Below are 13314 nucleotides of genomic sequence, written 5' to 3'. Positions count from 1 at the left end.
GAAGATCAGTCGCTAAACGTAACCCTCTCTGGGCTCGCTTAGCTACATCAGCCCCCTGATCACGAGTCATCGCGTGTGGCCCTAGGATGTTGTGAAAGCGGCAGTAAGTCTCCGAGTGAGCGAAACCGAAGACGGAGCCCATTACAGACCTCAACTTGCCGATCGAAGCGGTTTCGTGTGCGAATCATGTTCCACAACCTGCCAAAGCCTACGCGACCCCAAGCGGCCAGGTGGAAGACCGATAACGGATAATCGGTTCCAAAGAGCAGGCGTGAATGCAGCTCTGGGTAATGTCTGAGATGCAACAACATTTTCAACCGGTGAGGCTGGGTGAGGGCCGAAATGTCGGCGTAGAAGTGCGGATAACGCCGCGCGAGTTCTTGAAAGGTTGGCAGAAACTTCTCGTACAGCATCAGACCGTAGCTGCAGGCGTGAGCTGCGATGACGGTCACCCCTTCGTCTAATGCCAGGCGGAGTCGATCGGGATCGCCGAGTGATTGATCCTTACCGATCAGACTGAATTCGTAGCCGACATGACTTAGGAAGGGTAGTTTTCGTTGCGCCAGGGCACGGTAGAACAGGATATATTTCGGATCAGCCGGGTTGAAGTGCTGGGCGTTCGGTAAGACTTTGATCAAGACAGCTCCAGCATCGGCGCAACGATGGACTTCATCTATCGCGTCTTTGCGCTGCGGATTGATCGAAGGGCCGGCCAAAAAGACATCGGGATGGGCCTGCACGGTTTTAAAGACGTAGTCATTGCTGACGAGAAAGTCCGTATGCTGGCGATTGAGCAGGCCTGCCTGATCGTAGAACCCGTCCATGCCAAGCAGCACTGCCTGCGAGACATAGTGGGAGGCGCGTAACTCCGTGAGGAGGTGATCGAGATATCGCTGATTGGTCTTTCGTGGCTCTGTTGGTGAGAGATCCTGTTTCCATAGCAGGAAGCGGAAGAGCGGGCTTCGAAGGAGCGTTGGTGAGATATAACAGCCGTTGTCTCCGTCTGGGAGGGCAGCCAGATGGACGTGGCAATCGATGAGCGATTTGGTCGGTTTCATGGTCGGTTGCCATACGGAGCGCGATCTTAACCCTGCACCTCATCGCGAGATGAAAGGCGTTCCACCGCAATGCGCTTCACGCCGCGCAGGTCGAGCTTTCCGGTTCCAAGAACCGGTAACGCGTCAACCTTGACGAACTGATTTTTCCCCGGGATGAACAGATTGGGCAGGCCGCTCGCCGAGACTCTTTCTAGGATGCGAGGAATGCGGGATTCTTCCAGGGTATGGAGGACTGCGAGACGCTCTCCCTTTTTCTCATCGGGTAACCCCGTTACGGCAAAGACTTGTGTGTCGGCTTCAGCAGCCTGCTGCAAGGCCTCCTCAACCTTGCCGTGGGGGACCATCTCGCCACCGATTTTTGAAAACCGAGACAGCCGGTCGGTGATGGTCAGGAATCCATCGTCATCCAGCGTGGCAATATCCCCTGTGATGTACCATCCATCCCGCATCACCTGAGCGGTCAAGTCTTCCCGGCCCAGATATCCGTTCATCACGTTTGGCCCTTTGACCAGCAACATGCCGGGTGTGCCTGAAGGCAGGGGGGTATAACTGTCGGGGTCGACAATCTGTACCGAGACCCCTGGAAGAGGTTGGCCCACAGTGCCACGTCGTGACGCCGGCTGGTAATAGCCGGCTGCGCGAAAGTCCGGGCAATTGACGGCAATGACAGGGGCGCATTCCGTGACTCCGTAGCCTTCGATCGGTCCGACTCCGAACGTATCTTCGACCGCCTGGGCGAGGCGGGCGTGAAGCTTTTCCGCGCCGGTGAGGATCACCCGCACCGAACTGAATTGTTCAGGAGTACAACGGCGGGAATAGAGCTGTAGGAACGTCGGTGTGGTGACGAGGAAGGTGATGCGATATGTTCTGATCAGTTCGCCGATGGCCGCCACGTCAAGCGGCGACGGATGAAAGATCATCGGCGCGTTATTGAACATCACGAACCAGAACACCATGTATCCGAAGGAATGGAAGAAGGGTAAGATTCCGAGGACTCGTTCATCTTGATACAAATGGAGCATCTGTGTCGCGCCCTGGCAATTGGAGTCGACACTGAAATGGGAAAGCATAACGCCTTTGGGTTCGCCGGTGCTGCCGCTGCTGAAGATGATGGTCGCCAGACTATCGGGCGTGAGTGGGGTTGTTTGCCCGCAGGCTCGTTCGATAAGACGGCACGGAGCGAAGAGTGCCAGCAGGGCGGCCGTTACTTTTACGCCTGTTCCAATCGCCTTGGCGACGTCTTCGAGCCAGATCACTGATGGTCCGTCGGGTAATTCGAGTTTGGCTTTCTCGATGAACGTACGGCTGGTGACGATCGTGCGTAGGCCGGCAAGGCGTACCGCTGCCTCCAGACCTGATTTCCCTACGGTGTAATTCAAGTTCACGATGGTTTTGCCACACAGCGGAGCAGCTACGTTCACCAGCGCACCAGCGACAGTCGGTGGCAGCAGCACGCCCACCCGGTCTTGTCCATCCCAATAGGTTCTGAGCGTTCTGGCTAGAACGATCGATCCGATCAGGGACTGGAGGGCCGAGACTCGAGGACGGTTCTGGTCGGCCATGGCGAAGCGGAACGGATAGCGTCGCATCGAGCGAATGAATTCACGATGGAGCGGCTTGCGATAGGATTTTCGGAGTTGCCAGGCCGCCTCACCAAGCTCGCGGATCTTTCCCCGTAGGTCGTGGATGGTCGTACTTGGCGGTAGCGGTGTGCCGAACGAGACAGTGACAGGATAAGGAAGATGTTCCGGTATCTTCCAGAGAAAGCGCCTGCGATTGAAGCTGAAGATGCTGCCCCACACACGGTCGAGGTGGACTGGAATGATGGGGGCCGTCCGTCCCTTCACGACCCGTTCGAAACCTCGTCGAAACGGCAACAGTGTGCCGGTGCGCGTGATCTGGCCTTCAGGAAAAATGCAGACGAGTTCTCCCTTGTCGATGGCCGCACCAGCATCGCGGAGCGCCCGTAAGATCACTCGCAAGCCCCCGTGCGAGGAAATGGGAATGACCCCGAGCGCTTTCATGAAGGGTCTGAAGATCGGCTGTTCGGCATACTGAGCGTCGACGACAAATCGCACGGGGCGATCCACGCTGGCGATCAAAAGAAAACCGTCGATAAAGGAGACGTGATTGGGGACGAGGAGTGCGCCACCTGATTTCGGCACATGAGTTTCGCCGACGATGCGAAGACGATACACGGTATTGGTGAGGACGACCAGCACCAATCGAAGCAATGTATCAGGCAACAGCCAGAGGGCCCATGCGATACCGGCCAGGGTCATGGCGGCGGCAGCCAAGAAAATGCCGGTCGTCGAGACACCGACATTGGCGAGGGACCCACCGGCCAGTGACCCCAGCAAGATACCGGTGAAGACACAGGTGTTGGAGAACGAAATAACGGCGCCGCGCCGATCGGATGGGGATTTCCATTGGAGAATGGCGTTCAAGGGAACAAAGATGAACGAACTGGAAATGCCCAGGGCAACCATTATGAAAAATGTTCCGGACAACGGCGGTGTCAGGACGCCGAGCAAGAGTAAGGTCAGAAAGACGCCCATCGCGCCCAAGGGAATCAGCCCGTACTCTACGCGGTTCTTCGAAATCCGTCCGACCAGCATCGCGCCGATGCCGATACCCACCGATAACACGGTCAGCGGAAGGCCTGACATCGCATCGGACAGATGCAAGACGGCCTTTGCATAGACGAGCAAGTTTTGACCGAACAGGCTCGCCACCGTCCAGAAGAGGATTTCCATGGGAATGGCCATGCGCAGCATCCGTTCAGACTGAATCGCGGCCCAAGCGCCTTGGATGGTGGCGCCCACGCCTCCAGCGTGGCGGGCTGCTGACACCGGTGGAATTCCAAAGGCGGTCGTGAGGCCGATGACTGAGAGTCCGGTCAATGCGAGCGGAGCGAGCCAGATGTGATCCCCGGCTGCTTGCAAGAGGAAGCCTCCGGCGGCGGTTCCCGTGAGGATCGCGGCGAAGGTCCACATCTCCAACAACCCGTTACCGGCAGCGAGCCGTTCATGGGGGATCAATTCTGGAAGAATGCCGTACTTTGATGGGCTAAAGAGTGCGCTATGCATGCCCATGCCGCATAAGACGATCAAGGGTAAGATTCCTCCGGCTGGATTCAGCCAGAGAGCGGCAGTGCCGGCGGCCATGAGAAAAACCTCGACCACTTTGATCGAGATGATGACCGTCCGCTTACTGACGCGATCGGCCAATGTGCCTCCGACAAGAGACAAGAGCATCAACGGCAGCGTGAAAATGACGAACGCCATGGCCGTTTGCGTTTGGGCAACGGTCTCCAGCTCCGGGCCTGGCGCTAGGCCGACAGTGGCTTGCCGTATCGCGAGTAACGCGACCATCAGCTTCCAGGCGTTGTCGTTGAATGCCCCGCAGAATTGCGCAATCAGGAGGCTGCGAAGAGAATGGGAGCAAGACTGGGGTTTAGGCCCGGTCGAAGTGGTCATCCGTGAGGGGTATTGTGCCTGATTTAAGGAGCCGGGGGAATAGGCAATCCTTCCAGCTCCATAATCCGCAGGGCGTTCGTCGTGGGGCAGGGGCCCGGTCTGACTCGATAATCGAACTCAAGTGCGCCGGCCGAGACGGTTTCTTGAAAGTGGGCATTGAGCAAGCCGGGGACGGCTTGCTCCAGATCCGCCAACTCCAGATCATGGGTGCTCACAAGGCCGAAGCCGTGTCCTTGTGACAGCGCGGTGATGTAGGCACGGCTGCCGATGAGCCGCTCTCGATTATTGGTGCCCTTGAAGATCTCGTCGATCAGGAACAGCACCGGTGGCGCGGCGCGTTCCTTGGTGGCATCGAGAATGGTCTTCAGTCGTTTGACTTCAGCGTAGAAAAACGAAAGGCCGGCGTCGAGTGAATCATCGACACGAATGCAGCAGGCCAGGCGGCTCCAGGTCCATGTAAACGACTGTGCGCAGACCGGCCCTCCGGCTTGGGCCAGGCAGAGATTGATGCCGATCGTTCGCAGGAACGTACTCTTGCCCGACATATTCGAGCCCGTGATCAGATGGATCGAGCCGAGTCCGGTGAGACCGACATCGTTTGCAATACGGCTTGTTGTAGAGAGGAGTGGATGGCCCAGTTGAGTGGCCTGCAGAACGGCTGCTGCGCTGTTCTGCTCACCGGTTGAGATGACGGGCGTCGGCCATGCGTAATCGGGATGGAGAGAGGCAAAGGTCGCCAGAGCCGATGCCGCTTCGACTTCTGCCAGGCAGTCCAACCACTGCGGGAGAGCATGCTTGATCTCGCGCTGGGCGTGAATCAGTTGTCGAGTGAACCACAGATCCCATGGGCATAACGCGTTGACGGCCAGATGGACAAGGGGATGGGCCTTGATGCTGATCGCATGAAGCGTCCGTGCGGCCTGCTTGAGATGCAGGGTGGGACTGGCTCCCCCTATCAGATTCGCACAGACCGAGGCGAGAGCGGTGCCTTGCCGCCGAGCCTGACGCTCGAGGTAGCCCAGGACGATGGCAAGTCGTTCGGTTTCATGGTGCAGGCCGACCGCATGTTCCAGGAGCTCTTCTCCTTGATCGGTCATGAAGTAGAGCAGTGCGTACGCGGCGAATGAGAACATCCAATACCCAGGGAGCTGGCCGAACAATGTGGCCGATGCGAGGACGATCGTGGTGCAGGCGAAGAGGCTCTGGATGACCAACAGTGCATTCAGATTGGGCAGACCGACTGGGTGTTCAAGCACCGCAGCCAGCCGCTTGCCGTTGATTTCCTGTTCACCTGTCAGTCTGGCCTCAAGGGTCAAGCGATCTCGGAATAAAGAGCGAGGCGCCAGTTCCTTCACCAACGACTGCCGTGTTTGCCACTGTGCCAGGGGAGGGGGTTGGTTCAGCAACCAGCTGTGCAAGCGCTCTCGGCCATGGTCTGACACGGTGGTATCGAGGAGATGCGCTAAGGAATGAGCTCCAAAGAGATCAAGGTCGATGGCATAGGGATGAGAGGTCGGAGCTTCACCGGGTCTTGCCGGAATGGCCGTCCAATCCAAGGCGATGCGCGCACGATGAACCAGCTTGATCTGTTTCCACTGCTGAAGCCGATGAATCCCGGTTTCCACCCTGTTATGATACGCAGCGACTGTGATGAAGATTGCGAGGAACACGCCGACGGATAGATTGCCGCTGTGATACCAATCAAGCTTATAGAGGGTCACGGTGGTGATGAGGCCAATGAGGAAAATGGCCAGTCGCCAGCGCGTGAAGGTCGCGCTGAGCTGAGTGCCTTGAGCGATCAGGCGATCTGTTCGCCGGACCGCCGTTTCGAGCTGGACTGTGCGGGAGCGCGCCATGACAGGCGACCTTACTGGGAACGGGCGGGGGACGTCAAATCATGATGCATCTCCGGCATGGCCCGACAGGTGTTGCCAATCACAAGTGAGCAATGATGATGCCAAAAGATTGGGTTGATATCTGTATCCAGGAACGCCTCGATGCCGGCGAGTTATTGAGCAGGCTCGATGATGCTGCCGTTCAGGGCGCCTGGGAAGATGAAGGAATGGTTCATCTCTATTGGGCGGAAGACCAATGGAATGAGGAAAAGCTGGCGTCGGTACAGTCGGTTCTTGCAGATCTCGTGCAGTCGAGCAGGGCGATCCCTCTCTCGGTGCAGCGAGTGCCCTCTCAGGATTGGAATGAGGCATGGACTCGTTCGGTGAAGCCGCTTCGCATCGGGCGCTTGGTGATTCGTCCGAGTTGGGAGCTGGCTGAGTTGGGTCCACGGGACATTGAGATTGTGCTGGACCCAAAGCAAGCCTTCGGCACCGGCCACCATGCGACCACGCGTATGTTGCTGGAGTGGCTCCAAACAGATATTCGAGGGGGTGAACATATTTTGGATGTGGGGGCTGGGAGCGCGATTCTGGCGATGGCTGCGGTCAAGCTGGGCGCAGCCTCCGCCATCGGAGTCGAGATTGATTCTGTTGCGGTCGATTGTGCGCGAGAGTATGTCGAGCTGAATAGCTTGGCGGATCGGATTGAAGTCCTGTGCGGCACGTTGGCTGATCTGCCACAAGGGAGACGGATAACTGCTGATCTGGTACTTGCCAATCTTGATCGGCAGACGGTCTTGAACCTCGCAGATGATTTGGTCTGTTCTGCCCTGGGCGGGGCGAGTATCTTGGTCTCCGGTATTCTGGTCGAACAACAAACTGAGATCGCGGATCGGCTGTCCAGCCTTGGCCTCGCGTGTGTGGAACGGCGTGAAGAAGAGGGTTGGGTGGCGATGAAATTCTTCAGACTAGAATTCTGCGATGGAGAGATCTAATGATGTTGAATAGGCCACCCTATCCGTATGTGCATCAGATCAACGTCTCCGATGGTGGGGTTCCGAAGCTTCCCGTGTTGGAAGCGACGGTGAGTAACAAAGGAGTAGGTGGCGATCGCCAGCGTAATCTGAAGTTCCATGGCGGGCCAGATCGTGCCGTCTGTGTGTATTCCCTCGAACTGATTGAGCAACTACAAGAAGAAGGTCATCCCATTGATCCAGGATCCACCGGAGAAAATCTGACCCTGTCCGGCTTGGACTGGGACCAGGTGCGTCCTGGCGTCAGGTTAACCATCGGCCCGGAGGTCCAACTGGAGGTGACGAGCTATACGACGCCCTGCAGCCATAATGGACGTTGGTTTCGCGATGAGGATTTCTCTCGCATGTCCCAGAAAGTGAACCCAGGGTGGAGCCGGGTCTACGCGAAAGTGCTGCGTGGTGGTGTGGTGCGGCCAGGGGATGTCGTGACAATCGACGAGCAGCTGAAGCCCTTGGAGAAAATGTGATGGACCGCGTCCTCGAACCAGAACTCATGGACGATCCGACGCAGGCCGGGGCCTATGCACGCGCCGACTTTGCGGAAGAAAATCAAGGATTCGTCGATCGATTCAAAGAGTATTTTCCTGAGTTTTCGCAGGGGCGCGTTCTGGATCTGGGCTGCGGTCCGGGCGACATTCCGATTCGATTCGCCAAACTGTATCCAGCTTGCCAGGTTATCGGCATCGATGCCTCGGCGCCGATGATCCAGTTGGGAGAACAGGCAGTACAACAGGCTGGATTGGCAGACCGTATTACATTGCGGTGCGAACGGTATGAAGAGGTTGCCGGCGCCAGAATCGTCGACGCTGCGATTTCCAATAGTCTGCTTCATCATCTTCCGAACCCGTTGCAGTTCTGGCAGAAGCTTCGTCAGTTGGTGAAACCTGGTTCACCAGTACTGGTGATGGATTTGTTGCGCCCGGATTCGCCGGAAGCGGCGCAAGCCATTGTCGACCAGTACGCGGCGAACGAGCCGGAGATTTTGCGGCGTGATTTTTACAATTCGCTGTTGGCCGCTTTTACAGAAGATGAAATCGGCTCGCAGCTGGCCCGCATGAATCTCACGCGATTATTGATCGACATCCCGGATGATCGACATTGGGTCGTCGGCGGAATTATTTATTGAGTGGAGGCTGAAAAGGAAGTGAGATGCGAAGGATGATGCATTTGAACACTATCTCAGGACGATTCCGTGATCACCTCACCGCATTCGCGCTATTCGCGTTGAGTGTCACAATCCCGGTTGGGTGCAACAATCGTGAGGCCATTCTCGTGATTGAGAAACCAACGGAAGTCCACAGCATGGACCAGGTCCCTCCTTCTCCTGACAATGCTGTTGCCGGCGTTCAGCCAGGTCACGTCATCGTCACGCTGGCGGCAGGTGAAACGGCAAGAACCATTGGCGTCTATCAGGGCAAGGACTTTGACGCGTTCCAAGTCAAGCTGTCAGACGGCACCGAGGGGCTCATTCTTGCTGGGGATACCTTCAAGGTCGTGTCTCGGTGAGATGTGCGGAACAGGACAAGGCGGCCGGAGCGCTTCTGCGAAAATATCCTCTATGAGCGGTGATCTGACGCGTTGATGATGAAGAGTTGTGGCGTGTTGTGCGGATAGAAATTGGTAGGTCCAGTCTTATGCGAGTCCGTCTAAACATTGCTAGACGACACTAGAGATGACCCAGTATCTCGATCCAATCATTGTTAGTGTCGCCGTAATGGATCGCGAGTGTTTGGAGCGCACGCGTGCCGAATGTTTGGCACAGGTTCGGCCGTTGCGTAGGCAGTTTTGGTGGTTGTGGTTCCGAAACAGAGTTGCATATGTCTTGGTGCTGGGGTTTTATTTTCTTCTTGTCGGCGGAGCTATCCGTCTTTGGGTTGGCGATTCTAGTGATCTGTCTGGATGGTTTTTGTGGACTGCCGTCCTAATCAGTACATTAGTCACCTGGTTTTTTGTCTCTCACACTCCTTTGAACAACTTTTTGAACCGTTGGCATGAGCAAGAGAAGAGCGCACGGGAAGAGATCAACAAACACTTGTACACACTGCGAGCCATCCGTAGTCGGCATCGCCAGCTTGGAAAGACAACTGTGCAGTAAATTAGCGACGTTTCGCCAGCTGTACTTCGCTTGATGGGTCGTGCCCCTCATTTGGAATGTTACGCAATAAGGAAGAAGCTCGTTGAATACCCTTAGATGGATTGTATCGCTGCCTGCAGCCATGGTGTACGGCTACCTATCGTACTTCGTGGGATGCTGCTGCTGCAGTACTTGCAGTATTTGCCTGTGAGATCGTGCCGTACGATGCCAATAGGTTGAAGCGATCTTGACATGCCTAACTCGCGTATCGACACGGATTCATCAAGCCGCAAGCGAGACACGGTTGTAGGCAATTCGCTTATTCAAAGGAACGCGGTGTTCCCAGAAATTCTCAGAGAAGGTATTTGGCACACGACTAGTGTTGAACGCTTTGAAGGCATCTTGGCCGACGGCGGCATTCTTCCGAACCCACCCATGCCTGACATGGACAGATGGGGAACTGGATGCGGTCCTCGTCATTATCCGTTTGTACGGAGCATAGGCGGCGTGAGTCTCTTTGACTTCTCAGATTTTGATGAGGCGACATATAACCAGAATTATCCGCTTTCGATGTGGCGTAGGTTTGTCCCGTGTTTTAGCAAGTGGGATGAGTCGATCTGGATTGAACTGGATCGCTTGGCAATTCAAGATAATTTTGTCGATGGAAGGACAATTCTCAAGCGATGGAACCAACAGAACGAACTGGGAAGAAATATAATGCCGATGATTGAGGCTGCTCATATCGGCCTAGTTCCGCTATCTGAAAATATGGGGTCGGGTCTTGTTTTGTGCACGGTGATTGTTCTGAGAGCGCGATAGCGCATCGTCTGCTGTCTGTGAATTCCAAAGCATGCACAGTCTAGCCCAGACTATTGCAGCGCATCCGGCGGGGTTTTGAGGAGTTTGGCGAATCGATTCTTGTCGATGCATTTCTCGTACGCCTCCTCGGGCGAAATCCATTTCTTTGTGAGGAGATCCTGAATGGCGTCATCCAGGGTCTGCATGCCGACGTTCTTTCCTGTCTGCATTTGTGAGGCAATCTGGACCGTTTTGGCGTCCCGGATGAGATTGCTGACGGCCGGCGTGCAGACCAAAATTTCCAGTGCGGCACACCGCCCTTTCTGATCGATTCGCTTGAAAAGATTCTGGGCCACCACGACGCGGAGCGCTGTGGACAGGGTGTTGCGAATCTGTGACTGCTCTGAGGCAGGAAAGACTTCGATGATGCGGTCGACGGTCTTGGCGGCGTTCTCCGTGTGCAGTGTCCCGAATACCAGATGCCCGGTTGCTGCCGCCTCCACCGCCAACGCAATGGTCTCGAGGTCCCGCATCTCGCCGACGAGAATAATATCCGGATCCTCCCGGAGGGCTCCGCGCAGAGCTGAACCGAATGTGATGGTGTGCAAACCGATCTCTCGGTGGTTGACGATGCAGCTCTTGCTTTGGTGGACGAACTCGATCGGATCTTCGATGGTCAGAATGTGATCTTTCCTGTGGCTATTCGCATAGTCGACCATCGCCGCTAACGTGGTCGACTTTCCGCTCCCGGTGGGGCCTGTGACTAGGACCAGTCCTTTCCGCAACATCGCGGCGCGTGTGAGCACGGGTGGAAGACCTAATGCCTCGGCAGAGAGGATGGTGGTGGGAATCTTTCGAAACACCGCCCCCATCCCGTATTTGTGGTTGAAGAAATTAGAACGGAAGCGGGCTATGCCGGGGATCTCATACCCAAAGTCCACATCGCCCGTCGCTTCGAATACCTCCTTCTTCGGGCTTGGTGCAATCTCGTAGAGCAGGTCATGGAGTCCTTGGTTGTCGAGCACTGCCGTCCCCGGCAGGCGTTCCAATTCACCGTTGATGCGCAAGGTCGGGACTTGTCCTGCAACCAGATGGAGATCTGACGCTCCATGGTCGATCATCATGCGAAAGAGTTCATCGATCTTCGGCATTGGTCACGCGTCTCCTTACGCTCTGTCCCTTCATGATACGTGTGCTGGCAGACCACTAAGCAAAACGTGGATCCTAGACTTCTCAGTGTGGTCTCAATCGTCCCAAGCGGGAATCTCCATCCCGCGACTCAAGATACACGCAGCACCGTTTCTGCAGGTGGGTTCAGAAGGCAGCACATCACCCGCAGAGCGATACAGCTTCTTCGGAAGGAATCGGTAAAAAGTTGAGGGGGGGGTATGCCCTGTGAGAACGAGACTGTCCAAGCGAACCCTCAGGAATTCTGTCGATGAGCCCCTTGTACTAACTTGGCTCATTCGATTATTGTCATCGTCCATGGAAAAAGAATCCGTAGAAGCTTCCACATCGGATGAGGGGGCTGACAAGATTGTCATCTATTGGGAGCGGGAATACTCCACTGCCTTTCCGCCGGAACGGCTGAAGTTAGATTTTCATCCTCACCGGCCGATGTTGAGTCAGATGACGCTGGATGAGCAACGGACGCTGGCTGCCAGTGGATACAAGGTGTTGCCGGACGACTGTGGGCCGGTCCGGACCGTGGGCAACTACGGCTGGCTTATTCGTTGTCCGGCCGATATCAAATTACGCCGCACCGCATCAGGGGTTCAGTGGCAATCGCCGCCGATTTCACAGGAAGAGCGACTGCTCGGCTACAAGACATTTTCCGGGATGTACGTCGATTTGATTCTAAACAGCGGGTATCCGAAGCTCTGTTGTGGGGTCCGGCTGTACTATCCCAAACATGTCGGCTTGATGATGAAGGATCTCCCCAACCACTTCTATCATCACCCGGACCGGACGTTTACCGTTTGGGAGGGTATCAAGACGCAGGAGTATAAGCGCACGCCGAATCAGTATGTCTGGTTGCCAGACTACGAAGCCTTCACCGCCAATTTTCTGTTACAGTTGCACAAGCCCACGACGATCAAGCGTGGCGATCCGATCGGTGTGATTCTTCCCGTCCTGCTTCCAAAGCAGTTTGTGCTCCAAGAAATTCAGCACCCCTGAGACATCGCGTCAGGGCCGAGTCGTCGAGAGGTGCTGTGTCAGCCAATCCGCAAGGGTTTGAGTCATTCGCGTGAAGTCGGTCCCCTTCGTGAACTGATGGTCGGCACCGGGCAACAGCTCGAGATGTTTCTTGATCTGTAGCGCTTCATAGAGCCGCTGACTTTGATGGAGCGGGACATGCTCGTCCTGGTCGCCCTGCACAATGACGGTTGGAGCCGTGATTGATCGTGCGGAGACGTAGGCGATCTGCTGGAGCGCATCTTCATAAAAGGAATAGTGGAGGGCGATTCGGTTGGAGCCGCCCATAATATTCGGAATCGTGTCAGTTGCTTTCCATTGCGCCATTCCATCGTCTCCGAATGCGAGCTGTAGCTCCTCGGCGAAGTCGACGACAGGACACTTCAGGGCGAGACAGGCCAAGTCCGTTCGTTGAGACGCAGTCAGCGTCGCAACCAGACCGCCGAAGCTTGATCCCATCAGGCCGCTGTGGCGATAACCACGCTCCCTTATGAGATCGACCGCGCGCTGTGCCTGTTCAACTGCCAAACTGACGGTAATCTGATCGAACGGGCCTTCGCTTTCTCCCTGGCCGAAGAAGTCGAAGCGAAAGGTGGCGATGCCTCGGTCGATCAGCATGCGGGTCAGTGCATTGTTCGTTGAGCTGGTTTTTGATGAAAGAAACCCGTGACACAGGATGGCTATCTTGTCTGTTCCTCCGTCAGGGATGGTTAAGATGGCGGCGACCCGATGACCCTGAGGATCGAGAAATGCGAACCGTTCTTCCATGGGAGGGATTGTATCAGAGGGGCTGTTGAAAAAAGCGGTGTGCGGCCTCCGGTGAGAGGAGGATGGTCCAAA

The 13314-nt window shown here is 56.0% G+C and carries 11 protein-coding genes; 6 read left to right on the top strand and 5 right to left on the bottom strand.

Annotated features, from left to right (window positions below):
• Window positions 1-59: 59 nt before the first annotated feature.
• Genes E8D52_04720 through E8D52_04710 form a run of 3 tightly spaced genes read right to left on the bottom strand, consistent with a single transcriptional unit; the run spans window position 60 to window position 6393 of the window.
• Window positions 60-1058: a metal-dependent hydrolase gene (locus tag E8D52_04720; GenBank protein TKB70347.1), complete on the bottom strand. Its 999-nt coding sequence runs from the start codon at window positions 1056-1058 to the stop codon at window positions 60-62.
• 26 nt (window positions 1059-1084) lie between these two features.
• A complete protein-coding gene (locus E8D52_04715) occupies window positions 1085-4537 on the bottom strand; it encodes an MFS transporter (GenBank protein ID TKB70346.1) in 3453 nt (1150 codons plus the stop codon).
• A 23-nt stretch (window positions 4538-4560) separates the two neighbouring features.
• A complete protein-coding gene (locus E8D52_04710) occupies window positions 4561-6393 on the bottom strand; it encodes a hypothetical protein (protein TKB70345.1) in 1833 nt (610 codons plus the stop codon).
• Between the two features lie 92 nt (window positions 6394-6485).
• Between E8D52_04710 and E8D52_04705 the strand changes: the two genes are divergently transcribed.
• The 5 genes from E8D52_04705 to E8D52_04685 all read left to right on the top strand — a co-directional run bounded on the left by E8D52_04705 (window position 6486) and on the right by E8D52_04685 (window position 10299).
• Window positions 6486-7367 (top strand): 50S ribosomal protein L11 methyltransferase, encoded by an 882-nt coding sequence (locus E8D52_04705; GenBank protein ID TKB70344.1) that lies wholly within the window; start codon window positions 6486-6488, stop codon window positions 7365-7367.
• A 2-nt stretch (window positions 7368-7369) separates the two neighbouring features.
• Window positions 7370-7873: an MOSC domain-containing protein gene (locus E8D52_04700; GenBank protein ID TKB70385.1), complete on the top strand. Its 504-nt coding sequence runs from the start codon at window positions 7370-7372 to the stop codon at window positions 7871-7873.
• Window positions 7873-8532 (top strand): class I SAM-dependent methyltransferase, encoded by a 660-nt coding sequence (locus tag E8D52_04695; GenBank protein ID TKB70343.1) that lies wholly within the window; start codon window positions 7873-7875, stop codon window positions 8530-8532. Before E8D52_04700 ends, E8D52_04695 begins: the two co-directional genes overlap by 1 nt.
• Window positions 8533-8573: 41 nt before the next feature.
• Entirely contained in the window at window positions 8574-8912 is a 339-nt protein-coding gene (locus tag E8D52_04690; protein TKB70342.1) for a hypothetical protein, read from the top strand.
• Between the two features lie 820 nt (window positions 8913-9732).
• On the top strand, window positions 9733-10299 hold the full coding sequence (locus tag E8D52_04685; protein TKB70341.1) for a hypothetical protein: 567 nt from the start codon (window positions 9733-9735) through the stop codon (window positions 10297-10299).
• A 50-nt stretch (window positions 10300-10349) separates the two neighbouring features.
• Here E8D52_04685 and E8D52_04680 read toward each other — a convergent pair whose 3' ends face one another.
• Window positions 10350-11429 carry a type IV pilus twitching motility protein PilT gene (locus tag E8D52_04680; protein TKB70340.1) on the bottom strand — a complete coding sequence of 360 codons (1080 nt, stop codon included), beginning with the start codon at window positions 11427-11429 and terminating at the stop codon, window positions 10350-10352.
• Between the two features lie 334 nt (window positions 11430-11763).
• On the opposite strand from E8D52_04680, the gene E8D52_04675 reads away from it, so the two are divergent.
• Window positions 11764-12456, top strand: a complete 693-nt coding sequence (locus tag E8D52_04675; protein ID TKB70339.1) for a hypothetical protein — start codon at window positions 11764-11766, stop codon at window positions 12454-12456.
• A 9-nt stretch (window positions 12457-12465) separates the two neighbouring features.
• Here E8D52_04675 and E8D52_04670 read toward each other — a convergent pair whose 3' ends face one another.
• Window positions 12466-13242 (bottom strand): alpha/beta fold hydrolase, encoded by a 777-nt coding sequence (locus E8D52_04670; protein ID TKB70338.1) that lies wholly within the window; start codon window positions 13240-13242, stop codon window positions 12466-12468.
• Window positions 13243-13314 lie beyond the last annotated feature (72 nt).

The sequence above is a fragment of the Nitrospira sp. genome (assembly GCA_005116745.1).
Lineage (GTDB): Bacteria > Nitrospirota > Nitrospiria > Nitrospirales > Nitrospiraceae > Nitrospira_D.
The sequence above is the reverse complement of the archived record's forward strand: the minus strand, read 5'-3'. Positions and strand labels throughout refer to the sequence as shown.

Coding starts and splice junctions, on each gene's coding strand:
- E8D52_04720 (TKB70347.1), bottom strand. CDS start 1,058: ATGAAACCGACCAAATCGCTCATCGATTGCCACGTCCATCTGGCTGCC.
- E8D52_04715 (TKB70346.1), bottom strand. CDS start 4,537: ATGACCACTTCGACCGGGCCTAAACCCCAGTCTTGCTCCCATTCTCTT.
- E8D52_04710 (TKB70345.1), bottom strand. CDS start 6,393: ATGGCGCGCTCCCGCACAGTCCAGCTCGAAACGGCGGTCCGGCGAACA.
- E8D52_04705 (TKB70344.1), top strand. CDS start 6,486: ATGATGATGCCAAAAGATTGGGTTGATATCTGTATCCAGGAACGCCTC.
- E8D52_04700 (TKB70385.1), top strand. CDS start 7,370: ATGTTGAATAGGCCACCCTATCCGTATGTGCATCAGATCAACGTCTCC.
- E8D52_04695 (TKB70343.1), top strand. CDS start 7,873: ATGGACCGCGTCCTCGAACCAGAACTCATGGACGATCCGACGCAGGCC.
- E8D52_04685 (TKB70341.1), top strand. CDS start 9,733: ATGCCTAACTCGCGTATCGACACGGATTCATCAAGCCGCAAGCGAGAC.
- E8D52_04680 (TKB70340.1), bottom strand. CDS start 11,429: ATGCCGAAGATCGATGAACTCTTTCGCATGATGATCGACCATGGAGCG.
- E8D52_04675 (TKB70339.1), top strand. CDS start 11,764: ATGGAAAAAGAATCCGTAGAAGCTTCCACATCGGATGAGGGGGCTGAC.
- E8D52_04670 (TKB70338.1), bottom strand. CDS start 13,242: ATGGAAGAACGGTTCGCATTTCTCGATCCTCAGGGTCATCGGGTCGCC.